This is a genomic window from Bradyrhizobium quebecense (assembly GCF_013373795.3).
Classification (GTDB): domain Bacteria; phylum Pseudomonadota; class Alphaproteobacteria; order Rhizobiales; family Xanthobacteraceae; genus Bradyrhizobium; species Bradyrhizobium quebecense.
The window spans coordinates 65521-90848 of the sequence record NZ_CP088025.1 but is presented as its reverse complement, the minus strand read 5'-3'; the positions used below and the strand labels follow the sequence as shown (position 1 = coordinate 90848).

The 25328-nt window shown below is 58.2% G+C and carries 21 protein-coding genes and 3 pseudogenes; 8 read left to right on the top strand and 16 right to left on the bottom strand.

The genetic code is table 11. The features are described 5' to 3' along the window. The first annotated feature begins 107 nt into the window (after positions 1–107). Positions 108–1340 carry a plasmid replication protein RepC gene (gene repC / locus HU230_RS43455; RefSeq protein ID WP_224944598.1) on the top strand — a complete coding sequence of 411 codons (1233 nt, stop codon included), beginning with the start codon at positions 108–110 and terminating at the stop codon, positions 1338–1340. A 625-nt stretch (positions 1341–1965) separates the two neighbouring features. Then, complete coding sequence (locus HU230_RS43450) at positions 1966–2526, top strand: hypothetical protein (protein WP_224944596.1); 561 nt, start codon at positions 1966–1968, stop codon at positions 2524–2526. Between the two features lie 228 nt (positions 2527–2754). Here HU230_RS43450 and HU230_RS43445 read toward each other — a convergent pair whose 3' ends face one another. The 6 genes from HU230_RS43445 to HU230_RS43420 are packed head-to-tail and all read right to left on the bottom strand — an operon-like array spanning position 2755 to position 6693. Next, positions 2755–3771 (bottom strand): hypothetical protein, encoded by a 1017-nt coding sequence (locus HU230_RS43445; protein ID WP_224944587.1) that lies wholly within the window; start codon positions 3769–3771, stop codon positions 2755–2757. A gap of 14 nt (positions 3772–3785) precedes the next feature. Next, complete coding sequence (locus tag HU230_RS43440; protein ID WP_224944584.1) at positions 3786–4031, bottom strand: DUF2188 domain-containing protein; 246 nt, start codon at positions 4029–4031, stop codon at positions 3786–3788. A gap of 20 nt (positions 4032–4051) precedes the next feature. After that, positions 4052–4408: a ubiquitination-like system serine protease family protein gene (locus HU230_RS43435; RefSeq protein ID WP_224944582.1), complete on the bottom strand. Its 357-nt coding sequence runs from the start codon at positions 4406–4408 to the stop codon at positions 4052–4054. Beyond that, complete coding sequence (locus HU230_RS43430) at positions 4405–5814, bottom strand: HesA/MoeB/ThiF family protein (protein ID WP_224944579.1); 1410 nt, start codon at positions 5812–5814, stop codon at positions 4405–4407. The genes HU230_RS43435 and HU230_RS43430 overlap by 4 nt, the downstream gene beginning before the upstream one ends. Then, positions 5811–6188 carry an E2/UBC family protein gene (locus tag HU230_RS43425; protein ID WP_224944576.1) on the bottom strand — a complete coding sequence of 126 codons (378 nt, stop codon included), beginning with the start codon at positions 6186–6188 and terminating at the stop codon, positions 5811–5813. Before HU230_RS43425 ends, HU230_RS43430 begins: the two co-directional genes overlap by 4 nt. Then, complete coding sequence (locus tag HU230_RS43420; protein WP_224944573.1) at positions 6166–6693, bottom strand: multiubiquitin domain-containing protein; 528 nt, start codon at positions 6691–6693, stop codon at positions 6166–6168. The genes HU230_RS43425 and HU230_RS43420 overlap by 23 nt, the downstream gene beginning before the upstream one ends. A 111-nt stretch (positions 6694–6804) precedes the next feature. On the opposite strand from HU230_RS43420, the gene HU230_RS43415 reads away from it, so the two are divergent. The 4 genes and pseudogenes from HU230_RS43415 to istB form a co-directional block, all read left to right on the top strand. Then, positions 6805–7914 carry an AAA family ATPase gene (locus tag HU230_RS43415; RefSeq protein ID WP_224944570.1) on the top strand — a complete coding sequence of 370 codons (1110 nt, stop codon included), beginning with the start codon at positions 6805–6807 and terminating at the stop codon, positions 7912–7914. Between the two features lie 51 nt (positions 7915–7965). Beyond that, the gene (locus HU230_RS43410; protein ID WP_176535526.1) at positions 7966–9600 is read left to right on the top strand and encodes a S8 family peptidase; all 1635 of its coding nucleotides are present in this window, start codon (positions 7966–7968) and stop codon (positions 9598–9600) included. Positions 9601–9692: 92 nt separating this feature from the next. After that, positions 9693–11192, top strand: coding sequence for an IS21 family transposase (istA, locus tag HU230_RS43405; protein WP_166309211.1), 1500 nt, complete (start codon positions 9693–9695; stop codon positions 11190–11192). After that, positions 11192–11818 (top strand): annotated as a pseudogene (istB, locus tag HU230_RS43400) (IS21-like element helper ATPase IstB); the annotation flags it as partial. The gene istA and the pseudogene istB, both read left to right, overlap by 1 nt. A gap of 15 nt (positions 11819–11833) precedes the next feature. On the opposite strand, the gene HU230_RS43395 reads toward istB, so the two are convergent. Both HU230_RS43395 and HU230_RS43390 read right to left on the bottom strand, forming a co-directional pair. Then, positions 11834–13936 carry a recombinase family protein gene (locus HU230_RS43395; protein WP_176529005.1) on the bottom strand — a complete coding sequence of 701 codons (2103 nt, stop codon included), beginning with the start codon at positions 13934–13936 and terminating at the stop codon, positions 11834–11836. Then, positions 13911–14063 (bottom strand): hypothetical protein, encoded by a 153-nt coding sequence (locus tag HU230_RS43390; protein ID WP_224497196.1) that lies wholly within the window; start codon positions 14061–14063, stop codon positions 13911–13913. The genes HU230_RS43395 and HU230_RS43390 overlap by 26 nt, the downstream gene beginning before the upstream one ends. Before the next feature lie 378 nt (positions 14064–14441). Here HU230_RS43390 and HU230_RS43385 point away from each other — a divergent pair. Both HU230_RS43385 and HU230_RS43380 read left to right on the top strand, forming a co-directional pair. Continuing rightward, positions 14442–14690 (top strand): annotated as a pseudogene (locus tag HU230_RS43385) (ATP-binding protein); the annotation flags it as partial. Between the two features lie 3 nt (positions 14691–14693). After that, a pseudogene (locus HU230_RS43380) lies at positions 14694–15080 on the top strand (IS66 family transposase); the annotation flags it as partial. A gap of 209 nt (positions 15081–15289) precedes the next feature. Here HU230_RS43380 and thyX read toward each other — a convergent pair. From thyX to HU230_RS43340, 8 genes are all read right to left on the bottom strand, one after another. Next, the gene (gene thyX / locus HU230_RS43375; protein ID WP_420840937.1) at positions 15290–16219 is read right to left on the bottom strand and encodes an FAD-dependent thymidylate synthase; all 930 of its coding nucleotides are present in this window, start codon (positions 16217–16219) and stop codon (positions 15290–15292) included. Positions 16220–16295: 76 nt separating this feature from the next. After that, on the bottom strand, positions 16296–17396 hold the full coding sequence (locus HU230_RS43370; protein WP_176535524.1) for a hypothetical protein: 1101 nt from the start codon (positions 17394–17396) through the stop codon (positions 16296–16298). After that, on the bottom strand, positions 17393–19351 hold the full coding sequence (locus HU230_RS43365) for an ORC-CDC6 family AAA ATPase (protein WP_176535523.1): 1959 nt from the start codon (positions 19349–19351) through the stop codon (positions 17393–17395). The genes HU230_RS43370 and HU230_RS43365 overlap by 4 nt, the downstream gene beginning before the upstream one ends. Next, positions 19348–20088: a serine/threonine-protein kinase gene (locus tag HU230_RS43360; protein WP_176535522.1), complete on the bottom strand. Its 741-nt coding sequence runs from the start codon at positions 20086–20088 to the stop codon at positions 19348–19350. Before HU230_RS43360 ends, HU230_RS43365 begins: the two co-directional genes overlap by 4 nt. A 44-nt stretch (positions 20089–20132) precedes the next feature. After that, on the bottom strand, positions 20133–21311 hold the full coding sequence (locus HU230_RS43355; RefSeq protein ID WP_176535521.1) for a DNA methyltransferase: 1179 nt from the start codon (positions 21309–21311) through the stop codon (positions 20133–20135). A gap of 281 nt (positions 21312–21592) precedes the next feature. Continuing rightward, positions 21593–22240: a hypothetical protein gene (locus HU230_RS43350; protein ID WP_176535520.1), complete on the bottom strand. Its 648-nt coding sequence runs from the start codon at positions 22238–22240 to the stop codon at positions 21593–21595. A 197-nt stretch (positions 22241–22437) separates the two neighbouring features. Then, positions 22438–23475, bottom strand: a complete 1038-nt coding sequence (locus HU230_RS43345) for a restriction endonuclease (protein WP_176535519.1) — start codon at positions 23473–23475, stop codon at positions 22438–22440. 35 nt (positions 23476–23510) lie between these two features. Beyond that, the gene (locus HU230_RS43340) at positions 23511–24470 is read right to left on the bottom strand and encodes a hypothetical protein (protein ID WP_176535518.1); all 960 of its coding nucleotides are present in this window, start codon (positions 24468–24470) and stop codon (positions 23511–23513) included. Between the last annotated feature and the right edge of the window lie 858 nt (positions 24471–25328).

Genomic DNA, 25328 nt, shown 5'->3' with positions numbered 1-25328 from the left:
ATGTTTGGCGACTGACAGAGAATCACTTTCGCGAATCGCAGTCAAGCGTCTTTAGCGACGGCGCCGTTTTGGCGAGCAGATTTTCTTTGCCCGCATGAGGCAAAGACATGCAGTCACACTCTCCAACGACGCCCTTTGGGCGGCGATCGCTGACGCTTGCCCATGTGGCAAGCCAAATGGGCGCTACAGCGCGCCCCCCTGAAAAGGTCGTGCACAAATGGAATATCTTCCACGCCATTTGCACGGCGCGGCCGCGCCTCGGGGTGTCCGAGCGTTCGCTGTCGGTGTTGAACGCGCTTCTTACCTTCCATCCGGAGACGGCCCTGACAGGGGCGGACGACCTGATCGTCTTTCCGTCCAACGACAAGCTCACGTTGCGCGCGCACGGCATGCCCGCTTCGACATTGCGCCGCCACCTCGCCGTCCTGGTCGACGCCGGGTTGATCATTCGGCGCGACAGCCCAAACGGCAAGCGCTACGCGCGGAAGGACAGCGCCGGCGAGATTGAGCTTGCCTTCGGCTTCGATCTGTCACCGCTCGTCGTGCGGTCAGAGGAGTTCGAGCAGCTGGCGGCCGACATCGAAGCAGAGGCGCGCGCGCTCAGGCTTGTGCGCGAGCGCATCACGCTTTGCCGGCGCGACATCGCCAAGATGATCGCCACCGGCATCGAGGAAGGTGTCCCGACGAGGAGGGGAGGGCAGGGGCCGGCCAACTGGCAAGAGGTCCACGCCGCCTTCAGGGCGATGCTAGGCCAGATTCCGAGGACCGCCACGCGGGCGCAGCTCGAGCCGATCGCCGACGAGCTGTCGCAGTTGGCCGACGATGTGCTTAATCTTCTGGAAGCACATATCAAATCCACGAATCCGAGCGCCAATGAGTCCCAGTCTGAGCGCCACATACAGAATTCAAATCCAGACCCCTTAATTGAACTTGAACCGGTCTTCCAAAAAAGCCGGGCGGCGAGAGCTAAGCCAAACTCTCAACCGTCGCGGGTTGCGGAGGGGTCGTATCCGTTGGGAATGGTGCTGGACGGGTGCCCCAGCATTGTCGATTACGCCAAAGGTGGCATTTCGAATTGGCGGGATTTTCTGGCGACCGCGGCGGTCGTTCGATCGATGTTGGGGATCAGCCCCAGCGCCTGGGAGGAGGCGCAAACCGTCATGGGCGAGGTGCAGGCCGCGATCGTCGTCGCGTGCATCCTGCAGCGCGGCGCCGCGATCAATTCGGCCGGCGGTTACCTGCGCGGGTTGACGCGAAAGGCCCAGGCCGGCGAATTTTCCCTCGGTCCGATCCTGATGGCGCAGATCAATTCGCGCCTGCGCGAAAAGAAGCGGGCGTGATGCGATGGGGAGCCCGGGTCCACGTGCGTTTGGGTCAGATGCAATCGAGCCCCCGCGGTGCGGGGCCTCACCGCGCGCGACCAGACCCGATCGAGCCTATCCCTGTGGCAGGAGCAGATTTTGCTGGTGGACGACAGGCAAGGTCGATCGATCGCTGCGACGCCCACGTTCCACGTCCAGACCGGCGCGTTCGACCGTGACGGCCAGCTTGCGTCTCGGCGTAGGTCTTTGTAGTCGAGTTGGAAGATGCCGAAAGACCGCGATTTCTTGCCGCGATGGTGGTGCTGACCGCCTGACGGTTGGTGAAGATGATCACGCGTCTTGGCTCGTTGACATACGTAATGATAGCGGTCTCGACAAAAAGGACACTTTCACTAACGGAATTCGCCCAGGGCGGCGTTCGCTTGGAAAGGTCATTAGATCACATTTGAAATTGAACCCAGCTCCTCTTCCGGCGAAGGTTTGGACAACAGACATGTCGATCTCGGCGGGCTTTGGAGGTCGCGAACGATGCTTGCCATCGTTCGCCCTGACGGCGAACGAGGTCGATAATTGGCTGCGCCTTCGCACAATTGAGCTATAGTCAATCCCAAGATACTCAAACGATAATTTTTGGGACGCGTCCATGGACAAGCGATCAGCGCAGATCGCGACGATTTGCGAATGCATCGACCACTGCTTTGCGTATGCAATGTGGTGTGAGGACTTTGCTCCGTATCTCGATCCGGATGACATGATCTGGGGCTTAGACCGAGCGGCTGATCTCCTCTCCGATGCGTCCCGGCTGCAGAGTTTCCTTGCTTTACGCAAGCTGGACGACTTCTTTGGTGGTGTGAGACCGAAGCCTGGCGACCTCACGGCTTCCGACTTCGGTATCGACGTGCCGGCCGTGCTCGGGGAAGTCGGCAACACGTTCCTGTCAAAGGTGGATGAGCGCGAGAAAATAAACAAAGGAGTCGCCCACCTCACCGAAGACCTTTCCCTCGACGATGTCGGCGAGGTTGATCTTCATCAGATCCTAAAGCGCACGATGCCTGTTCTCACAAGGCTGGTAGCAGAACTTCGCAAACTGGATACGGCTCAAGAGGCGACCTATTGGCTCGACAGAACAAACGATCTGATCGAGCGCGGGAAAAACATCAAAACACCAGAAGAGAAACTTGCCGATCAAACTCATGCCGAATAATGAAGCCAGTCTGATGGCTCCCCGCAACGCTGGTCCAAATGGACCTGTCAACAGCCATCGGTGATCGATCCATTCCGACCTAGCGGGGGAACCAATCGATAGGCGAGAATGAGTTGCGGCAATGAAGGCGGCTGGCGGCTTCGGCAGCTGGTGTTGGTATGTCGCCTATCAACCTGCCGAGGTGCAGGACCTCCTAGATCGACATTTGGGGGGCGTCAGGCAGAAAGCCTAAGGTGTCGCAGGACTATGCTGCATACCGGTGACGAGTGAACGGCCCTCGGCAAGACGCGAATCTGCGTCAGCGAGAGCTTGTTTGAGAGTCTCATTGTGGTATCCGCGCATAAAAAGCTTCATTCCGGGAACGGTCGGCTCGTACCACCGGAAGTGCTTTGCCAGCGTATGCGCGAAATCTTCGCAAGCGGCGAGGGTGCCGTGGACGATAAGGTTCAATACTGGTGCCAAGGGCGCCAAGCCATTGGCGATGACTTCTGCTTCGCGCCAGATGTCAATGTTTCGGAACGAGCCCAGATTTTTGGTGATGAGGAATTCGCTGTCGCCGCGGAAGATCGTCTGGACCCTGTGTCCACGGTGGACCAGGTCGTCCCGAAACTGCCTTATCTTTAGAAACATAGGCGCATTGCCCGCATAACATTCTGCCAGGGCGGGTGGGATATGAAATCGGTCAGCTATTTGTTCTGGAGTACGCAGCGTATCGGCGTGCAGGGTCATATCTGCGAAGCTCTTCTTGAGGGCTTTCTTCGAGATGGCCGGGTCAAGAATATGGATATCCTCCCAGAGATTTTGAACGATCTCCTGTAACAGATCAAAAACGCTTCGGCATACGAAGAGAATATATTCAACCTCGGTAGCTGCCTGCCGCGCGGAGCCGTTGGGGTTACTGGTCGAGGTGTGAACAATGGGAAGCTTGGCTAAGGAAGCCGATAGATTGAAAATATCGTCTTGGACGGCCGCGAAGGTCCTCATGGCGCTTCGCTTGTTGGCGCTTTGAGCAGCGAAATTCAAAAATTCGCTGCAAATGTCGTTGTCGTTTTCTGGCGTGGCCGCAAAGTAGAAGGCTTCCGCCGGCCACGCGTGAACCTTCACGAAGCGGCCGGCAGGTTCGATCTCCATCCACATTTGCCACTCGCCATCGTAAAAAGTCAGAGTCGCAATGAATCGTCCGCGAAGGTCGGTCTTCGAGAGGAAAGGAATGCCGGAAAGGTCGACTACTTCGCCAAAGCCCATGGATGTGTACCCGCCTAGCCCTTTGACTTTCGAGGATCGGCGCTGCGCGGAAACGTCCGCTCTTCCTGATAGCCACCCGAAATCTTCTCAATCTTCACCGAACCACCTTCCTTGCCAAGGGAGCGTGCCAATACGCCGCCAGCCGTGGCTTCGGCCTTGGTATCGAACGCTTTGACAAAGGTGTGGGTCTTATCTTGCTTGAGTTCCCATCTATCGCGGTTGTCGTTGTGCGAAAGGGTGTATTTTCGAAGTTTCGTCATTGCGGTCTCCTCAGGTTGAACTAGCGTGGACTACCGGTCCACTCGACATCGCCGCGCTTGATCCAGAAGTGGGATAAACAACCGGCAAGTTGATTGACAGAAGGCGATATGGTTGGCCGCTGCAGCCAATCGACGACGACTGACCATGATGGCCGTCGCTCCTTCTGTAAGGACAGTGCAATCTTCTGCCCGCATCCGCACGGGCATTTGAAGCAGGCCCATTTGGTGAAGCCGCCTGAACGGACCACAACAAGATCATCGTCGGCTAGCTCGGCAACAGTCGGGTGTTGTTCAGAGTAACGCGCCAGATAGCGCGGCTTCGTAACGAGGCCGAGCCAGACGAGAAACAGCAGAATGGTGCGAAGGATTGCGTTCATCCGACAAGATCCAAAAATGGTTCAGCATCTGCCATGCCCCAATACAGCTTGCTGGCACAGATGGGGCAGGTATTCCGCGGAGAGGCCGAGGTGGCTCGATCTTCACAAAAGAGAAAGCGCCGCCGATGCTCGCTGCCCATTTCGCGCTTCCGATAGCCAACGATGCGGTTCAGAAGTTCATTGACGGCCATGCAGGCGACCTCGGTGGTGAACGTGACCACGGCGGGGTTCGGATTGCCTTCACCCCTCACGTAGGCTTCGCGCTTTTGACGATCGTACTCGGTTGGATTGCGCCTCCGCAGATCCTCTTCTCGGGCCAACTCGGTATCTACCGCGTCGCGGCAGAGTAGGCAGGTCTCGGGGGGTAGGATGGTCGTGACCCGAGCCGAGATGTCCGCCATGCCCACAGCAGGCGGTTTAGCGACGGCCATCGCCAGCCCCATGTCGATGACGGGGATGAAATAAAAGTAGGCCAATCGGTTGAGGAAGATGCGGCCAGCGTTGTCGTCGGTGCAGCAAAAAATGACATCACAGGACTTGAGCGCGTCCCGCACGAGAGGCGAATTGGCCCAGCCTTTGAGGGGCACAACACGCACGCCCAGCCCCATCCGGGCGATTTCGCGGGCGGCGATGTCCGCCTTGCCCATCATGGCGTCGGCATCTGATTGAGTGGCACCATGGAGCCGGTTCAGATTGGTCGGCTCAACAATGTCGTCGTCCACGACAACAATCTGTCCGGCGCCGGCTCTTGCTGCCAGCATTGCGGTCGCGCTGCCGGTGCCGCCCGCGCCGATGATGCCAACCCGCAACGCTTTGAGTTGCGCCATGAGGGATGGCCCAAAGGCCAGCACTTGTCGCGCGAATACCTCGGAGACGGGTGAGGGCGCGGCCGGGAAGTGAAACCGGAAGCGCTCACCGAAGACCGCGACAGATTTGCAGTCGGCTTTGTGCTTCGGGAATTGCCAAACACGGGCACGGATGCCGCCATCTTCATAGAAGAGAATACTGACCAGTTTGGCGGAAGGGCCGTTTCGGTTGCAGGCGGTTCTTAGCAATTCCGATTCGTTCTCGTCGTCCTGCACGGAGAAGTCCTGCGGCCCACGGGGATGGCAGTGAGCGATGCCGACCACGAGTTCCTCGCGCTGACAGCGTTGCAAGAGGGCCACAAAACCCTTCGTGTCCCAGGTCACATGCTGGGCGCTGGACGAAACCCTGTCTTCCGCCGGAATCGGGATGATCTCGCGCACCACCAACTTGGTTCGCGACCGTCGCTCCCAAGGGTCGCCCGCGATTTTGCATTCGCGCATCAGCACGTAGGCGGCGCCTTCGACGTCTTTCACAGCAAACAACTGATCGCGCAGTTCGGCTTCCTGCTGCTCGATGAAAACGAGATTAAAGTTGCTCACGCTGCCGCCTCCAGTGCCGTGTCGATGCGGCGGAGCATGGTCCAGATGCCGTCAACGCCGGGCCGCCACTGGTCGTTATGCCGTGACCAGCGCTGCCATCGGCTGCCTTGGAAGTCGTGCGCCTGGTCAGCGGCGCGCGGATACTGCGCGGACCTGCAGAGCTTGATCCAGGGAGTTGCGAAAAACATGTCTGGCCGAACGTCCGGATATCCCGGCGGCAACAACACCAGGATATCGGCCTTGGTCTGATCAAAGAGGCCGGCCGGAAGGACGTAACCCCGGAAGATCACGCCCTTCTCGTTGCCGTCCACCTCCTCGAATGCGACGCCGTGCTCGACGAGGTACGCGCGATCACGAATGGGAAGGACTGCCATCACTGCCCTCCGTGGTATGTTTCATGACCGTGTAGAACCGCTCAACACCCTTTTCGGCCAAGTCTGCCGGGTGACCGCTCAAGACCTCCTTGTCGGGAGAGTTCTTGAACTCCTGCCAGACCGAGAACTGGACCGGGTCCTGGCCGGCCAGCGCCAGCAACACTTCCCGCGTAATGGCCGCCTCGGGCCATTCCTGCTCCTTGCCGTCAATCTCGAAGCGATAATCGCGGTCACTCTTTGCCACGATGAACCGCTCCACACCCGGGTTGCGCAGGTCGGTAGTCTCATCGAGACCCAGACGTTCGAGGGTGCCGTTAGCGGGCCACTGCAACACTGCGTATTCATCGGCGGGGCGGCCGCCCGCGGCGTCGATGATTTGACGGCCGGTGGGCTCGGGATCAGTCAGGCTCAGGGGACGGAACTGAAGGTCAGTTCCGGCGACCAGAATCTCAAATTTGCCCGGGTGGGGTGCGCCGTGGGCGCTAACTTCTTGATTTTGCAACATGTTCATATCCTTTGTCAGTTTGATTGATATACTTTACAATAAGAAGATATCACTTGTCAATACGGTCAAATTGCTTTACAAAAGGACCAGCGAAAAACCGGAGAAAATAGCGTGCCCCTCGATCCCAAACACCTCATTGAACTCACTGACGCAGCGCTTTCGGCGGACTACACCCGCGTTCGCCGAATCGCAGGCAACCTTGCGCGCGAGCTCGCGAAGGCAGGTAATGAGGAAGCGGCAAAGGAGCTGAGGGCGCTCGTTCGGAAGCGCGGCGTGCCGCTGCGCGCCTCCGGCTATGTCGAGTCACTTCCGGTCGATACAAAATCGCGCTTGCCGCTGGTCGAAGAACAGCCCTGGCCGCACAATCCAATTTTCTTGAATGAAGCTGGAAATCGCGTCTTCCGCGACTTCCTCACCGATGTGCAACACGTCGATGAACTCAACGCCAAGGGCCTCGCTTCTCGGCTCAATCTCATGCTGTCCGGGCCTCCCGGTACGGGCAAGTCCTTGCTTGCCGGTCATATTGCAGCGAATCTTGGCCGACCATTTTACGTGGTGCGCCTTGATTCAGTTATCACGTCGCTGCTTGGTGACACCGGCAAAAACATCAGAACGGTTTTTGACTTCGTACCATCGAAGAACGCGGTGCTGTTCCTGGATGAGATGGACGCGATCGCCAAGCTAAGGGACGACAGGAACGAGCTTGGTGAGTTGAAGCGCGTGGTGAATACGGTCATTCAGGGCTTGGATTCGCTCGACCAGCACGCTGTTGTGATCGCTGCCACGAACCATGCGCATTTGCTTGATCCGGCGATATGGCGCCGCTTCCCGTACAAGATCGAGTTTGGTGCGCCAGAGGCTGAGGTGCGCGTAGATCTTTGGAAGCACTTTCTGTTTGAGGATAAGGATGGCGAACAAATTGCCGACCCCCTTTCAGTCCTGTCGGACGGCTTGTCCGGCGCAGACATAGAAACTATCGCACATAGCGCGCGGCGACACGCGCTGCTCGATAACCGGGATCTCGATTTCGGTGCGGTTGCGCTCGCGGTTCTCAATTTCCGGGCAGGGCAGTCTTCTATGCCGCAGCGAACCCCGCTTGAACCTGACCAAAAGAAGCAGCTCGCGTTGGGGTTGAAAGATAAGGTATCAGCAGCCAATATTGCACGTTTGCTCGGCGTAACTCGCCAAGCCGTGTACCAATACTTTAAGCAGGAGGAATAATCTGTGGCCGAAAGAGCGCCTCCTTTACTGAACCCGGTTCTGAGTCTGCAAATGGACCCAAAACCGGAGTCGCCCAGCGCGCGCGGCAAGGGCCAGCGAAGCGTCGTGGTCGCGCGCCTTCCAACCCAGCAACGAGTCCTTGCTGCTTCAGCCCGCAGTCTGTTCAGTTCGCGAAGCGATCTCCCGTCATTTGCCGGCACGGCGCACCTCGTGGTGCGCATGTTCGCGGAGGATTCGTTGGCGCCAACGCATACGCCCGATGACCTCTTCAGCCCGGTCAACGGTTGCCGTCTCGTGGCGCCTTACCATGGCGGATACCTTATCGAGGCTGACCTGGAGCAGCTTGGTCGGCTTGCCCGCGCGATCGATAATCCCGTCAACTATCCGGTTCAGGCTGACATCTCACGCGTTGAAAGCCTAACGCCTTTCAGCCCGGCCGACCGTGCGCGAGGTCAATCAATTGACGATCTATGGCAGTCAGCGCCGGAAGAGGATGGCGCGCGCCTTTTTGTGGTTTGGCTTGCACCCTTTCGCACACGGCAGGCTCGCGAGCTTCTGCTAGAGCGAGTCGAGTTGCTCTCGCAGCAACAGATTCTGCTGCCGACATTCCCTCACACGAGGCTGCTTTCTGGCCCCACCGGCCCCGCGTTGCCCGGTTCGGTTGATTCTTCGCGAGAGGTAGCTTCTGCGCAGCGACAGTCTGGCATCGCTCGCGCGATGCGTAACTACCGCAACACGGGAGTCGGCCGTGGAACCGTGCGCATCGCGACCCGCGAGGCCCTCTTCGAGTTGCTAGCCTCGGGGGCATCCTACCGGATCGATCCGGTGCGTCCTATCAGGGTCGCTGCGCCCGGCGAAGGTGCTCATCCCACCACGCCGGTTAACGTGGCTGACGCCCCGATTGTGGGTGTGGTCGACGGTGGCCTTCACGCACCGAGTTATGCAGGTGCGGAAGCGTGGCGCGCGCGCAAGTTCGTCACCGATGCACAGGCGGACCGTGTTCACGGTAGCGCCATCAGCTCGCTGGTCATTCAAGGGGATGCTTGGAACACAAATCGTGTCTTACCTGATCTCGACTGCCGTATCGGGACCGTTCAGGCTGTTCCCGCGCGGAACACCAATGCCAGGATCGACGAACTAGACCTCATCGACCACCTTGCCGACGTTATGCGGACCCACCCAGATACAAAGGTCTGGAATATTTCTGCCAACCAACCTGGTGCTAGCCCAGACGCGGTGAGCTTGCTTGGCCACGAACTCGCCACCCTAAGCCGCCACTTCGGCGTTCTACCGGTCGTATCGGTCGGCAATGTGTCTCCGTCAGGCACGACACGGCCGGAGCCGCCGGCTGACTGTGAGGCCGCCATCGTGGTGGGCGGCCGTCAAGCGAATGCAAGCGGTGGGCCGGCTGGGCCTTGTCCTAATTGCCTTGGAGGGCCAGGTCCCGACGGCATGCTCAAACCAGACGTATCCTGGTTTTCTGAGCTTCGGATGATCGGCGGTGTTACCGACACCGGCAGCAGTTATCCGACGACGCTGGTGTCGTCGTTGGCGGCGCATACGTTCGCTAACCTCCGTAACCCGACGCCCGATCTCGTGAAGGCGCTCTTGGTCAGCGCGAGCGAACTCGATGAGCACCACCCGCAACTCGGGTGGGGAACGCCGTTGTGTTTCGGCATGGAATAAGGACCCCCGTTTCGGGGTGATCGGCATCCAATCGGGACCCCGGGATAAGGGTCCACAGTGGCTTCCATCGAGTCATGGAAGCCGAGGTTGGGATGCTGGTGGTGGAGACGATTGGTAAGATCCGTCGCGCCTACTTTGTTGATGGTCGTCCGATCAAGGCGATCTGCCGAGAACTTGGCGTATCGCGGAAGGTGGTTCGCAAGGTCATTCGTTCTCAAGCGACGGAGTTCCGGTACGAGCGCGAGACGCAGCCGCTCCCGAAGATGGGTGCCTGGAGTGCCGAGCTTGATCGGTTGCTGGCAGGGAATGAGAGCAAGGCGGCGCGGGAACGGCTGACGCTGATCCGGCTATTCGAGGAACTCCGCGGCCTGGGTTATGCCGGCGGCTATGATGCGGTTCGTCGATACGCCCGACGGTGGACCAAGGAACGCGGCACCTCGACAGCGTCGGCTTATGTGCCGCTGAGCTTTGCACCAGGCGAAGCCTACCAGTTCGACTGGAGCCACGAGGTGGTCCTGCTGAGCGGCACCACGGTGATGGTGAAGGCTGCTCATGTTCGGCTCTGTCACAGTCGCATGCTGTTCGTGCGGGCCTATCCGCGGGAGACGCAGGAGATGGTGTTCGACGCCCACGACCGGGCATTCGCCCTGTTCAAAGGCACCTGCACCCGCGGCATCTACGACAACATGAAGACCGCGGTGGAGACGATCTTTGTCGGTAAAGGCCGTCTCTACAATCGCCGCTTCCTGCAGATGTGCAGCCACTATCTGGTCGATCCGGTCGCCTGTACGCCAGCGTCGGGCTGGGAGAAGGGGCAGGTCGAGAACCAGGTCGGGCTGGTCCGGGAGCGCTTCTTCACGCCGCGGCTGCGGTTCAAAAACCTCGACGAGTTAAACGCCTGGCTGCTCGACAAGTGCATCGCCTACGCCAAGGCTCATCGCCATCCGGAGCTGGTCGATCAGACGATCTGGGACGTGTTCGAAGCCGAACGCCCCAAACTCGTTCCCTATGCCGGCCGCTTCGACGGCTTCCATGCGGTGACAGCATCGGTCTCGAAGACCTGCCTGGTGCGCTTCGACAACAACAAGTACTCGGTCGCAGCCAGTGCAGTCGGACGACCGGTCGAGGTTCAAGCCTATGCCGATCGCATCGTGATCCGTCAGGATGGACGTATCGTTGCCGAGCACCCGCGATCCTTTGGCCGCGGCGATACCGTCTACGACCCCTGGCATTATGTGCCGGTGCTCGCCCGCAAACCCGGCGCCTTGCGCAACGGTGCTCCCTTCAAAGACTGGGTGCTGCCGGCCGCGATCGAGCGGATCCGGCGCAAGCTGGCCAGCACCGACGATGGCAATCGGCAGATGGTCGACATCCTCACCGCGGTGCTGACTGACGGTCTGTCCGCGGTGGAAGCGGCTTGTGCCGAAGCGCTCAGTCACAGCGTCCATTCCGCCGATGTCGTTCTCAATATCCTGGCCCGTCAACGTGAACCCGCCCCACCGGCCAACATCATGACGCCGGCCGCACTGACGCTCCGTCATGCACCGATCGCCGATTGTGCCCGCTACGACAACCTCCGGAGGACCATCTGATGGAACGAACCCAAATCTTCGACCTCATGGGCGAACTTAAGCTCTACGGCATGAAGGCTGCCTTCGACGAGATCATGGCAACTGCCGTCAAGCGCCAGCACGAGCCTCAACGCATTGTCGGCGACCTGCTCAACGCCGAGATCAACGAGAAGCAAGCCAGGTCGATCAAATACCAGCTCACCATTGCCAAGCTGCCGCTCGCCAAGGACATCGCCGACTTCCAGTTCGACGGCACGCCGATCAATCAGACTCTCGTCAATGATCTCGCTGGCGGCGGCTTCATCGCCCAACAACGCAACGTCGTGCTGGTTGGCGGCACCGGTACAGGCAAAACCCACCTGGCCATTGCCATCGCCAGAAGTTGCATCCGCGATGGCGCCAGAGGACGCTTCTACAACGTAGTCGACCTCGTCAACCGGCTCGAGACCGAGACCCGCAACGGTCGGCAGGGACGGCTCGCCGAGCATCTGACCCGCATGGACTTCATCGTTCTCGACGAGCTGGGCTATCTGCCGTTCGCGCAATCCGGCGGTCAGCTCCTGTTCCATCTCATCAGCCGGCTCTACGAGCGCACCTCCATCATTGTCACCACCAATCTTGCGTTCGGCGAATGGCCCAGTGTGTTCGGTGAGCCGATGACTTCATGATGCCTCCTTCTTCGAACGCTTGGTGCGTCGTACCCGATTGCGAAGCTGACGGATTTGGTCGTCTGAGAGCTCGATCTGCCATGGCTGGCCTTTGGCTAACTGACGACCTGCCAGCAATTCCCGCGCGAGATAATCGAACACCGTCTGCGGGGTCACTCCAAGCTCAGCCGCTGCGCCCTGAATTGAGAAGCTTCCATCGGGCCAGCGCATCGGATTCTTGTCCACGCCGTTGATTTTGACGGTGGGAATGCCCCAGCGGGTACGCAACAGCCAGACATTCTCGCCTTTGAAGGCGCAGCCTCGAGCCGCGACGAAGCCTTCCTGATTGAGTATTGCCGCGATCTCGGCATCCATTTTGTGTTCAGCATTCAACTCGACGATCCGTTGCCGCAACCGATCAATGTCGATGTAATCACGGTATGTCTGAACGCGCCGTTGCACGTGATGCTCGCTGGTTGCACCGGTCTGCCAGACGATCTTGAGCCACACCTGACCTCGGGTCCGCTTCTGATCAAGAACGACTTCGCGGATCACAAATCGCAGAATGCGCTTGCGATCGGCTGCCGACGTGGTGGCCGCGTTCCAAATCCGCGGCAGGTTCTCGCCGAGCGCTTGTAGCCCTGCGCATTCCGCCGGGCCAATCAGAAGCGGCTCTTGCCCGCGCCAACGCGCATGCTCCTGCTCGACCGCCTCTGCGACACGCAGCCTCTCTTCCCAAGCCCGCTCAAGTGAGCGCGCCACAAGACGGTTCTCGGGCTCTACGGCGTCATACTGGCGCCGAGCGCGCTCGGCCTCGTAGCGGGCGCGCTCCACGCGAAGCGCCCACTGGCGCTCGAGCTGACGGCTCTCCTGCTCCAGTTGGCCCGCGGCTGCGAGTGCGATCTCAATCTGATCCGGCACCAGGGCGTCGAGGACTATCCGCTCGACCAGCGCGTCAACCGCCAAGGCCCGGACTTCCTGGCACATTGCACTGCCTTGCTGGTCCCGATCCGAGCGGCAGCAATAGACCGGATAGTCGGCATTCGGGCCCGTGTAGCGCATGCTCATGCGCCGTCCACAACGACCGCAGACCGCAATTCCTTGTAACAGGGCTGCCCCCTTGCGCGGTACGCCAGAGTGACCTGCCTCATAGCGGCAGACGTTATCTGCCAATCGCCCCTGGTTGGCCATGAACTCCTCCCAGCTGATATAGCCTGGGTGAGCGGCGTGGAGGCAAACCGCCCAATCCGCGATCGCTACCTTGACCGTTCCCGTCAGCGATCCCCGCCGGCATCGGCTCGGGTCCTTTTGCCGGCGGCCATAAACATACGCCCCAGCATAGGCCGGATTCTGAAGGATATTAAGGACGCGTGTGCTATCTGGCGCACGCCAGACGATCTCGTGTGGAGAAGGTCCAAGCAGCGGCCGAACCGGCAAGGACAATCCATTCCTGTCCAAGTAGCGCATCACACGGCGCGCACTTTGCAGTTCCCGGAATTTAGCAAACACGAGATGAAGACGGGCGCGCACCTCCTCATCCGGATTGAGAACAATTGTGCCCGCTCGATCGTAGGCGAGCCCGGCCGGCAGCGGCAGCCGCAGTTCGCCCCGCGCCGCCTTCTGCCGTTCCCCTTGGTGAAGGCGCATCCGAAGCTGATGCAGCTCCGCCTCGCTCATGATGCCGGACAGGCCCAACAGCAGGCGGTCGTGATAGGCGCGCGGATCGTAAAGCCGCTCGCCATCCGCAATCAGCACGCCAAATACCGAGCACAGTTCGAGAAGCTGATGCCAGTCCCGGTTATTGCGGGCCAAGCGCGAAGCGTCGAGACTCACCACGAGACCGGCGTTGCCAAGGCCGATCTCGGCAATGAGCTTCTGGAAACCATGACGGTCCACGCCGCCAGCACCGGATTTGCCCAGATCCTCGTCAATCACCTGGACGCGCTCGGGCGGCCAGCCCAGACCGATGGCGCGATCGACAAGGCGGTACTGCAGCTCGGTGCTCTCCTGATGCTGGCGCACCTGGTTCACGGATGACTGCCGCACGTAGACATAGGCCAACTTGGCTCGGTGAGCCGTCGTGAGCCGCTCGTCAGCGACGGTCGAGCTGATCAGCACGACCCAGTCCCCTTCCGGGCGTGCCGGGGATCGCTTGCATTCGCCGCATCAGCGCGGCGATCGTTTGAGCAATCTGGGTTTGCGTCGCGGTCGACAGATTCGGCCAGAGGCGCGGAATATCGGCCATCGGACGGCCGGATGGATTTGCCAACGTTGGCAGGGGTCGATACGCAACGCGACCTGGGAGCGGTCGGTGGGTCATCGCGAATCACCTTCTCGTCGAGAAGGCTCAGACTCGCGCTCAAATGTTGCATCAATGGGATCAGCGTCCGTACACTGATGCGCGGCAGGTCGGCCGCGTTCGGGCGGAAAGCGATCGACGTCTCGGTAAGATCCGTCGACGCGATCCGAACCCCCCGCCGCCGTCCGTCCGGCAGCGCGACAACAACGTAGGCGGGACCGCGTCCCGACCGCTCCTTCAGCACCTCAAGCCGGTGCCCAAATAGGAAATGATGCGGGTCAGTGATCGTGACGTGAGACACGACCCGTTCAAGAATAGGGGTACTCTGCCGTGTTCGGCGATGCCAAAATGACCACCGCGCTACTCGACCGATTGACCCATCACTGCGACATCGTCGAGACCGGCAACGACAGCTGGCGATTCAAAAGCCGCGACGATGTTCAAACAACCCGCGCTCGCGCCGTCTCCGCAACCCCGACCAGCTCCGACGACCCGAGCGCTACCAGCAGAGCACGCCGATCAAAGGGGTCCCTTTTGGATGCCGATAGGGGGTCCCAGTCGAACGCCGATTGACACCTCAATGCTCTCAAAGTATGGCTCGATGACATGGCCCCGAAGGTCTTGCCTGACAGCAAGCTCGGCGACGCCGTATCCTACACCCGAAACCAATGGGAATATCTGACGCGCTACACCGGGGACGGCAGCATGCCGATTGACAACAATCTTCTGGAGCGCGACATCAGGGTTTTTGCAACTGGCAGGAAGAGTTGGTTGTTCAGCGATACCGTGGACGGAGCCAAGGCCAGTGCCGTCGTCTATAGCCTGATGCTGACCTGCCGCGCCTCACGTGTCGAGCCGTTAGCGTGGTTGCGCCACGTCCTCACCGAATTGCCTCAGCGCGCCGGCGACGCCGATATTACAGACCTGCTGCCCTTCAACTTCCACAAAGCCGCCACTGCCTGAACGGCTCGGTATCGCCCGATACCAGGGCAATCCATCAAAACCGCCGGCGTGCGAAGAAAATCGCGCTTACACTCGTCCCGCGTGCCGCCTTCGGCGGTCGTTATCACTCACGCGGCCCGGGTACCTCTTTCAGTGGGCCTCCGCTGCGCTCCGGCGAAAACGGCGCTTGTCGGTCGATGCAGGCGACCGGCACGGTATTGTGGGAAATACTATGTCCAATTGAACGTCAATCCCATCGTCGATAGCTTTTCCTGAAGCTCGCGTCGTTCACGGTTTGCTTTGAGACTACCGTCGGGATTCCTGTTCAATAGGCCGAATTGCTCTGCTAACGACTTCGCGTGATCCTGCTTTCCGGCTGCTATCGCAGAGATAATGGAGGCTTCGATGCGGGACAGAGTGACGGCTTGGTCACGATAATCTAGAAACGCTTGCCAAACCGTCGGCACCCATTTTGCAACGATTTCTTGACCAATGATCGTGGCGTAACTCCTGATCTCGGCTTGCGCATGTTTGTGCATGCGAAGCTGCAAGAAGTTTAGCAAGTTGTGAAGATCGACTTTCCAATAAGCCTCAGTGTAAGTCGAAAGCGGCAGATCCTTGCGCGCCTGTTCGCGCGCGACCCCGGCGGCTAGGCGGTCTTCGTAAACCTTTCGAGCATGTTTCTGCAGTTCATCTTCTGCAACTGATAGGTCGGCTCCAGCCTTGCCATCCAAAAGGCCGGAACTGCCCTGCCGGTTCTCTGTTGATTGAAGACGCCATTCGGTTTCCGGGGTTCGTTGCGCGGCATCGATAGCCAAAGAATAGCGTGTCGAGTATTCGTTCACGCTCGCAGTGCGATGGCGTATCCATTGGCGCCAGGTATCCATTGGCACGCGAACATGGAGCTTGATTTCGCACATCTCGAATGGCGTCGTGTGATGGTGACGCATCAGATAGCGGATGAGCGCGCTGTCCTCTTGGACCTTTTTGGTGCCAGCGCCATAAGAAACACGAGCGGCCAGGACCACAGCAGCGTCATCGCCCATATAGTCTACGACCCGGACGAATCCGTCGTCGAGCACTGAAAACGGCTTGCCGAGCATGCTGTCGATCGCATCGACCTTGGGACGAGATAGACGCTCCGGCTGATCCATCTCTATGACCCCTGACTCATACTTCCACGTGCGCGAGAACCCGTCTCCGTTTTAGCGCCGCCCAATGGTCGATGTGTCGTCCTCATATAGCTATCTCCAAGAAATTCTGACGTTCCGCCCCTTCAATTTCCGATAGGAGTCTTCCGAGCTTACCAAGTGGCAAGAGCCACCGGTCGCCGGTGCCAGTACTATACTCTTTTGCAAACCCTTCCGGGGAGGGATATTCAATATGAATGTCAGGATGAAGCGCCTTCGCCAAAAAGCAAGCCACCGTCTGCATTTTGCTGCCACTCGGAGCCAAAAGAACCCGATGGTTGGTTGATAATTTCCAATACAAATCGAGCAAAATACCCACAGACTCACGGTAATCAAGGGTCGAGGCCGTCCGAGCGGGGAGGTTGGAGCCGCTCGGCTCAAGAGGATTGTCCTCGTTCCATTCACGCCTGACCTGCTCGTGGACCCATGCCATTGCCGCCTCCCGCCAGGAATGAACTGGGGGTTTTCCGTTTATGAGGAAAAGACGCCCGGGATAGACGGTGTTAAGAAGCAATTGCGTCAAAGCGTCATTGAACGACATGAACACGATGGCCGCGGTCGATTGTCCCTGCATTGCTACGCTTGCCAGCGAGTCCGCCCGGACAACTCCGTGAATGCCATTGAATACATGCAGGGAAGGCTGCTGAATCTTGCCGGCTTTCTTGGCGTTTGCGAATTCTTCCTTGGTCGGGCCATAGTGCTGCGCTTCGGAATATATGACATCCACGTCGAATTCGGAGCCCAGACAGGCGTTGAGAACCAATAAGATCGCAAGCTTCGACATCGTCGAAATATCGATCACGACCCTTTGCGCTGACAGGAGCTTGAAGCGCAATCGAAGCCGATCTTCAAAATCACCCGGTAAAAAGCGGTCATAGGTTAGGACGTCGTCATCGGAAACGGCGATTCCTTGCTTTTCAAGAGACGAGCGCACCTCGGCCAGTCGGTTTGTCGCGTTGGCGGGTTCATAGCGGAGCAGTATGCCGCTGGCCTTTCCATTGACGTTGAGTCCGCGTGTAACCGCTAGTGTACGATCCTCGAAGCCTGGCGCATGGACCAAAACATCGCCGGTGGTAAGCGCAATTTCCTCTGTCCTGACCATTCCAGGCAGTGTTTGCATGAGAGATGATTGAAGTTGTCGCGTCATAACGCGTCGCCTAGATCGTTATATTCATCGCCGGGCTCCGGCGTGAATTGAGCCGGGTCAAAGGACATCGAGAGCTGATCCTTTGATGCAATCTTGCGGGTCAATCCCGCCTTAAAGGAGTCAGGGGTCAACAGAAGTTGACGAAATTGCTCGCAAGTCATCGCGACGCTGTCGCGTTTGGAGAGGGCGAGGGTACAATAGGGCAGAAGGAGACGTCGAAGGTATAAGCGTGGGACAAAGGCTCCTCGCACGCTCTTTCCGCGATTGTCGAGCATGAACAGCCCGTACCGTACAAGATCTCGATAAATTTCCTCGGCCAGCCCGTTCAGCCGAAACTCATCAACGATCTCCAAGCGAAAAGCCATTCGCGGGACTTCGCGCGTATTGCCGTTTTCCTTCATTTCGTATGTCGGCCCAGTCAGTAGCTGGGTGGCCGCTGCGACGAAGGCTTCGACAATGGCCTTCAAATGGGAGCCATATGTCCCGCACAAGGCAAATCCAGGTTGCAATCGTTGTGCATCAACCAATCCATTTTTGACACGCAACGGGTCGGTGGGCTCGTTCCGCGTGTTTGAGTTCAGCCACTCTCCTCCGCGGTCTCGGAATGCCCGATCTTGGATTGCGGGCTCTACCGGGACCGTGATCTGCGAAGAACCGTCCTTTTTGACCACGGCCTCGAATACGTCACTTACCAGTTGAATCATTGTTCGCGTGTCACCGGACCAAAGGTTCGAAAACACGTCGTCGCCATAATATAGAATGCGAGCCCTTGATCTTCCGCGCCGCTGGGAGTCGCCGTGGACAGGAATCTGTTCTGACGGCGGCTTACCGACATGCGACATGCGCAAGCGACGGGCAAATTCAGTCTTTGACAAGCCTTGGTGACCAAGCAGCGCTTTGAGGCCGAGGCTTGCTTGCGGCATGCGTGGTTCGATACGCAGTCGCCGGCTGAAAACCTGGTCTAGGAAGGCCAGTCGTTGAGAGTCTGGAAGGAAGAGCGACTCCTCTCCCATATCAACAAATTGATAATCATCACCGTCCTGGAGCACTTTTCCGCTTGAATCCTCAGGAAGAAAAGTACTGCGAGCTTCCGTGGCGACCTTTGCTAAAAACTCGGAAGATCGCTGCAGTAGCAATCGGTTCAAAACTTTCTGCATGGCCATCGAAACGCGAGGTGTAGAAAAGTCATCAACGAAGAGAAGTACTGTACGATCACCGATCCACGGGCAGCACGTCCGCGCTTGCCGCACGAGTTCCGGAAGCCACCGATGCTGCGACAACTCATTGTAACCCGGAAAAAGCTTCCCTGAACCCTGCTTCGAGAACGACCACTTGGTTTGCTCCAACACGGCGCGATAACGCTCCAGCCGATCTTCGCCGACTACGAGCGAATTGAATGCCGGAGGTACGAGCCACTGTTGCACGAGTGAAAGTAGCTTGTCCGTGGCAGGTTCTTTGCGGCCGGCCCTGGCCGACTGCACGCTTAATAAGTCGGCAAGAATGCACAGGTTAGCGTAACAGATGAGGCGGCGCTCATCCTCCGGCGTGGGGCTTTCTGGGTAGTGGGCGAATGCATCTGCAAAATCATTAGCGTTCACGTAGAGCGCGACAAATCGCTTCGCACTCTGCAGCTCGGGGACTTCGCCACATTCGACGATTAGCCTCTCACTCAACCGCCGGAAGAACATGGTTTTGCCGCACCCGCGCGGTCCAGTAACCACGGTCGGGATGTCCAATGCCAAGATTTTTGAGTGCGATGGTACGGTCGGCACGAACAATCGCTTCCACCACTCCCAGCGATCACCGATCATTTCGCTTACTTGGAACTGGCCGACCGATGAACCATCCGCTGGGGGCGCTGGGCTTGTTGGTCCCCCATCGTTGCGGTCCACCGGGACCCTTTCGCCGATTTGGATACGCTGCTTCAGATCCCCAAGCATCTTTAAGAGTTTCATCGGGCTTCTGCGCTCGGCGCCTTCCGGCTCACGCAATAACTTCCCGAAGTCAGTTTCATTGCTTCAAGCAACTGCCGGTCGGTCGGTGTCGCCTTCTCATATTCAACATAGGAGACCATTTGATTGAATATCTGAGCGAGCCCGGCGTAATCGTCCTTGGGACTCATAACCGCGCCGCTGGTGCCGTAGCCGAAATCGGAAACATAGATCGGGTCGCGCAGCTGGAGTTGATCATCCAACCGTGCATTCGTGTCGTCGCCAATCAAAATGTTGCCAGCGTGCAAGTCACCATGCCGGGAGACCCCGTTTCTCTCGCATTGGTACAAAACGCGCAGAATGGTCTCCACCACAGCGAATACAAATGTCGCCGGAATCTTTTTGACGCGGGCTAGATAGCGCTTCAGGTCTTGTCCGGGGGCAATGTAATCCCAAACGGTGAATTGACAGGTGCGTGTTCTCCCACCGTGCGATATTTGGGCAGCGCCTAAGTGATGGAAGTGGACCACGCTTTCGACGACCTGCAATTGCATGACTTTCTGCAGTTCGTGTTCCCAGCCTTCTTTCAAATCTCCGAAAATGCATTTTACGGCGCGGGATACGCCTGGAACCTCTTCGAGATGGGCCTTGTAGACATAACCAATCCGTCCGGCGCCGATGTACTCATCCAATTTATACCGTTCGACCGTCTTGCCCGCAAGGCTGGTACACCATGCATCGTCTTTTGGTGGTCGAGTCATGATGAAATTCCAAAAAGAAAAAAGAGATGGAAATCGAAAAACTCTCAGCGCTTCCGATAGACCAAGATTGTTTCAGACCGCGTCCCTTTACACTCACGCCGCGAACGACGGACATCCGGGATTTTATCCTGATAGCTCTTTTCGAGGTGAAACTCTCTAAACGCGTCATCGTCCTTAAATAGCTGGCGCGTTATTGCTCCCGTCCTTCCCTTGCGACCACTACCGCGTGTCGCATCGCCGACGACAAGAACGAACTTGCCACCCTTTTTTATGTTGGGTGCAAGCCGCGCGCACACAGAGCGCATCAGTTCACGAAACGCAGCTTCACGGTCGCGCCCCACGAGCTCTAACCCCTTCGGGAGTGAGCGCTCAATGAACCAAAGCCGCAATCGATTGTCCCTGACGTAGTCGAGTTCGTTCATATACGGTGGACTCGTAATGACGGCCGATATTTGCTTTGGCCTTGGGAACTTCCGCGCGTCCACTCGATGTATGCGCCGTGTCAAACCACGATTATGTATGGGTCTCTTATAGGTACGGAGAACCTTTGCTTGTAGCCGAGGTAAAACCTCGCGCTCCTCATAAAGCGACGCAAATAGATTCTTTGGGAATTTCCGGCTACGAAGATAGGGAACGAGATGGCTACTTGGAAACGAGAGAAAGCCCGGTCTCTGATGATGTAGGATACCAAGCAGACACCCAAGAAGGAAATCGTCACCCCGCTCGACGCATGCGTCGCGAAACGCGAGCGCATTTCGCAGTGTGTCTTGATGGAAAAAGCGGCGTACCCAAGCTGGCACTGTTCTAAGGTCTTGCTTTGGCAACAATTCGCGCGACAATTTCCAAGTGGCCTTTAGCCGCTTCAATGCCGCTTGTTCGCTCTTGGGGGCAAAGAGCTTCGCCCGCGTCAACAGGACAGCATATGGATTCCAATCACCTGCGATTACCCCACGGTTGCTGGCGAACGCCTCGAGTGCAACTGCACCACTTCCGCAGAAGGGATCGACAATCAGATCGCCTTTTTTTGAATTATCAAGGATGAGCGCACGCGCCATCGATGTTTTCATTCGGCCGATGTAAGGCGCGATTTGATGGAAGGTCCAATCGGACTTTACCGTTGAACTTGCTGTCCATATGCGTTTTGTGCTGCCGGTAGCTTGTTTCCCAGCAACTTGGTGGCGTGGCATGGTAATCGGCTTTTCAAAACGGAGCTTTTCCCGCAATTGGATGGGTCGCAGGGACTCTGCCCATTTTGCTTGTCAACCGCAAGTTGGCAAAAGTAGCGTTACACAGGCGATTTCACCCGGCTGGCGGCCCAGATTGTGGGCCATTGGGACGGGGAATCCCGCCGATATAAGGTGGGACTGGGCTCTGGGCGCCGCCACGTTCGCACCCACGCCGCATAGACTGGCTTGGCATCGAGACCGGTCACCGAAGGGTGAAAATCCCCACATCCACGATGGAAGCCGGGTCGGGCGCGCCGGGCAGGCGGCTGAAATGCCCGTTACGTTCCGGGTTGGCGGAAAACCACGACAGCGCCATGCCGGTTTGAGATCGGTTTCGGGAGCAGGGCTGTCAGTTCAGCGTGACCGCGTGCATACATCGCTTTAACAATCGGATGGCGCGAACCGTAGTCCAGAAGTTCGTCGGCGTTCGGCGTGGAAGCAAACTCAGCTTCAAGCAGCGCGACCGGGTAGCGCCCCGCCCATACCGAGAGTCTTGAGAGCGCTTGTGCAACGGGTACTTCCTGCGTGTGGAGTACAAAACCCGCTTGCTTCGCCAACTTCACCACATCGTGCGAGGCTAATTTGCGGTTCAGTTTGCCGCTGGAGATCAGCGAAGGGTCTTTCGCGACCCAGATTCCCTTCAACAGATTTTCCAGTGCGTAACCATACAGAAGCTGCGCCGCAGGATAGTTTGGCGCGCGTGCCTTGATGTCTGCAACCCCTGAGTCATTGCCTTCGCTATAGGCGATCGCCATAGCTTCTTGGACGGCGGCGCTATGGGCTTGGAAGTAAGAGACCTCAAACGCTTGTTCGTGCGTAAGGATCGCTTCTGCGCCATCACGCAACCGCTCCGCCGTTAGCAGCCAAATTGCCGGGCTTTGCGCGGCCCTGAAGGTGTCTTCGCTGAGTTTCTTAAGATTAGTCATGGCTCGGATTTCGTGCTGGAGGCATGCTTTGTATCTTACATGACCTACCGTCGTATCGTCGAGGGCGGATCAATCGTGCGGCATCTCGTCGGCCCCGGTGTTGAGATACGGGAGTTCGACTTGGACGCCAAACGGGGTGAGAGAGTGTTTTAGGATCGTCATCAGCGCATGGGAGCCCAGCACCAAAACCTATCGGGTTAGAACGAAGCCCAGCGAATTTCCCGGTCGAGACAGGTATATATCCTCGAGGCCCACGTATAACCCGAGGATACTTTGGCCGCAGCCTTGAACCTGCCATCAACCTCTTTCTGGCACTCGGCCGGCAAGATGCCCCGCAAGCGCCGCCGTACATCATCGCGCACGGTCTTTGACGGAAGATCATCCACGTGGTGATAGAGGCGCCCGAGAGTGATCCCCGTTTCCAACACATTCCCTTCCGAAATCGGCAGAAGCGATGAAAGCGTACTGGCATGCGTGGCGATGCGCTTGGCGCAATCTTCCACGTGATCCCACGACTCTTGGTCTTTACGCGTGGCATAGCTGCCATCGACGATCGCTTTGATGCACTTGGTAATTGCTTTTGCTTCTTTCGGAGCAAACAGCTGCTGTGCGCGCTGCTCAACCATTCGGGCAATGACTTTGACCGTGTCCGGCTCCGTGTTGGCCATCTGGCCGACTTCGCCAAATGTGAGCAGAACGTAGTGCCATAAATACGGTGCGTAGTAGCCAAACTCCAGGGCAGCCAAGAGCCGCTCTCGACTTGGCATCGCCCGACTCTCAATCTGAATTTGTGGATAGTGAGCGCGAAGCAGGGCAGGGTTGGCTACGAGACCGTCAACGATGTCATCCCAGAACAGCAGTGCCACGGCAAAGTTACCCGCTGCGACACGCGTATCCGACAGAAGGCGCACTTCCTCCTGCAGCCGCGCGTCCGTCTCGGCGGTTGTCGCCACGAAGAGCGCAGAAAGACCGCCCTTGAATTTTGCTGCGCGTTCGATTTCCTTTTGAACGGCCTTCAGGCCCAGCGCGCCTTTGAAGTTCTTGCACTGGATTCCGACCCTTCTTCCGATATCGTCAGACCCGTAGACATCGACGCCGGCCTGCGCCTGGCCCGATCGGCCGTTCCTCTGTAGTGTCGTTGTCTTCCAGCGCTGGCCGAGCGAGGCGAGCACAAGGTCCTCAAATTCCTGCCAGGCCTTCGGCGGCGGCAGTCGCATGGTCGTCAAAGTAGGCATATCGGGTTCTCTTCTGAAAGAATCTGTAACCCAGCTCAATCGTTGCCGTAGTCCGGCTCGTATTCGCGCTGGCGGGTTTCTGTCTCAATGCGATCGACTTCCAACCCAGCGGCCTCGATGGCGTCGCGGCTTTCAAGATGCAGGTTGCAGGAAGGGCACAGGAATTCTTCCGCGACATAAGAAACATCGACCAACTCTTCATAGGGATCATCTTCGTTGTCATCCTCGGATACCTCCTCGTCATATTTGACCCCCGCAAGGAACGACCGTGATTTGCATGCCGGGCATTCCGCTTCCCAAATGTCATCGGCGTGTTGTCTGAAACTGTTCCGCATGTTCCATAGGCCTATCGCGGCTGCCTTAGCGTGCGCTTCTTCGCGTTCCTTCCTCGGACGTGCGCCGAAGGCGTCAGCCGCCGTTTGCACGCGAACCTTCGCCGCTTGCTCAGTCGCATGCGTGTATTCGGCGAGCAATTCCTTGGGGGCCTTGGCCTTGTCGGCACCGAGCCAAGCTTCGATCGAACTGTCACTGGCCTCAAGAATGATTTCCGCTGTGTGCCAGTAGCGGCCCTCCCAAGAGGACGCAATCACGCCCTCGAACGGAGCCTCACCCGAGTGCAGCTCGGCATTCCGCTTCTCGCTCATGTTGGTGCAGAATTTCTTCGTGCTTTCGTCAAACCGCTTCGATACATGTGCGAGCCGATCGAACACCGTCTTTGCGATGATGGTTTTGATATCCGTGTCTACGCTCCGTCCTGCCGCCGCAAACAACGAAGCCGAGCTGTTCGGGTCGGCCACAAGGCACGGGTGGATCTTTGCTAGAGCTGCCTTGCCAACCAATTCGAGTGCCAGTGATGCCCAGAGCTGGTATTCGCCCATCGACCGGGCCGCTTTGGCCGCCAGGGCGCGGCCGATATAGGTCTGTGACTTTCCCATCAGCGCATCCGCCGAAAGGGCTGTGGTCATAGCTAGCGCTTTGGGAGCCGGTTTCTTCATTGGACGCTCACCCGCAAAAGTTTCCTGTCGGACGATGCTTCAGACACCCCGAGACCGCGTCCGTGCAGCACATTCCAGTTATCAATGACGAGAACATCTCCCGTTCGCCAGTGCACAGGGGCGAAGCCAACCTCATTCGCACGATGTGCGATCAGCTTGACACTCGTCTCACTTTCGGAGCTCTGCGGCACCATGCAGCCTGCGTCAAACCGGATGAAGGGACGAGATCGGCTGCAAATGGTTGAATAGAATGACCGTCTGCCGTTTCGTACGAGGAAGGGCGCCGTTTCAAGCTGCGCTCGCTCTGATGTGCCGATCTGCAAGTCGCGAAACCGCATCAAGGTCGTGGGGACCGGGGACCTGCCTGGTGAAGCACACACCAGTACCACGAACCGGGGCGGCTGGAGCCGGTGTGCGCCGTCCGTGTGCATCGGGAATGATCCGAGGCCGTGCACCACGCTCAGTGATTTCGCGTTCGCCCTAGCTGGCGCTGTTGGTATCAAGGGCTCGATCTTCTGCCGGCACGGCCCATAATCGGGTTACCGAGCAGCTTCGCGATATTTTCCGGCGCCGAGAGCATATCATAGCCATCGCGGTCGCGGTCGATTTGAACCAACCGTCCTGCAGTACACGATCCACAAGATTGGCCTTACCGGTGAACTGAACGACGGTTGTGCGGTTGGTTTGCATCCTTCCAACCTACACAACTTACCATCGTATCGTCGAGGTCAGATAGGAGCATCCGGCTTCGCCGATCAGGCTTTAGGCCTACTTTATTTCTTTTGTATTTTCCCAAGCAGCTTCAGCGTATCTTCTCGCAAGGATGGCACCTACGCATCGATAGCTACGGTGTTAGTG

What these genes read in the sequence shown, in the direction of transcription:
- HU230_RS43390 (WP_224497196.1), bottom strand. Translation starts at nt 14,063, where the DNA reads ATGGCCGATATTCCGCGCCTCTGGCCGAATCTGTCGACCGCGACGCAA.
- HU230_RS43345 (WP_176535519.1), bottom strand. Translation starts at nt 23,475, where the DNA reads ATGCCTACTTTGACGACCATGCGACTGCCGCCGCCGAAGGCCTGGCAG.
- HU230_RS43350 (WP_176535520.1), bottom strand. Translation starts at nt 22,240, where the DNA reads ATGACTAATCTTAAGAAACTCAGCGAAGACACCTTCAGGGCCGCGCAA.
- repC (WP_224944598.1), top strand. Translation starts at nt 108, where the DNA reads ATGCAGTCACACTCTCCAACGACGCCCTTTGGGCGGCGATCGCTGACG.
- HU230_RS43450 (WP_224944596.1), top strand. Translation starts at nt 1,966, where the DNA reads ATGGACAAGCGATCAGCGCAGATCGCGACGATTTGCGAATGCATCGAC.
- HU230_RS43435 (WP_224944582.1), bottom strand. Translation starts at nt 4,408, where the DNA reads ATGAACGCAATCCTTCGCACCATTCTGCTGTTTCTCGTCTGGCTCGGC.
- HU230_RS43360 (WP_176535522.1), bottom strand. Translation starts at nt 20,088, where the DNA reads ATGACTCGACCACCAAAAGACGATGCATGGTGTACCAGCCTTGCGGGC.
- HU230_RS43445 (WP_224944587.1), bottom strand. Translation starts at nt 3,771, where the DNA reads ATGGGCTTTGGCGAAGTAGTCGACCTTTCCGGCATTCCTTTCCTCTCG.
- HU230_RS43340 (WP_176535518.1), bottom strand. Translation starts at nt 24,470, where the DNA reads ATGAAGAAACCGGCTCCCAAAGCGCTAGCTATGACCACAGCCCTTTCG.
- HU230_RS43365 (WP_176535523.1), bottom strand. Translation starts at nt 19,351, where the DNA reads ATGAAACTCTTAAAGATGCTTGGGGATCTGAAGCAGCGTATCCAAATC.
- HU230_RS43370 (WP_176535524.1), bottom strand. Translation starts at nt 17,396, where the DNA reads ATGACGCGACAACTTCAATCATCTCTCATGCAAACACTGCCTGGAATG.
- HU230_RS43440 (WP_224944584.1), bottom strand. Translation starts at nt 4,031, where the DNA reads ATGACGAAACTTCGAAAATACACCCTTTCGCACAACGACAACCGCGAT.
- HU230_RS43410 (WP_176535526.1), top strand. Translation starts at nt 7,966, where the DNA reads ATGGACCCAAAACCGGAGTCGCCCAGCGCGCGCGGCAAGGGCCAGCGA.
- istA (WP_166309211.1), top strand. Translation starts at nt 9,693, where the DNA reads ATGCTGGTGGTGGAGACGATTGGTAAGATCCGTCGCGCCTACTTTGTT.
- HU230_RS43420 (WP_224944573.1), bottom strand. Translation starts at nt 6,693, where the DNA reads ATGTTGCAAAATCAAGAAGTTAGCGCCCACGGCGCACCCCACCCGGGC.
- HU230_RS43425 (WP_224944576.1), bottom strand. Translation starts at nt 6,188, where the DNA reads ATGGCAGTCCTTCCCATTCGTGATCGCGCGTACCTCGTCGAGCACGGC.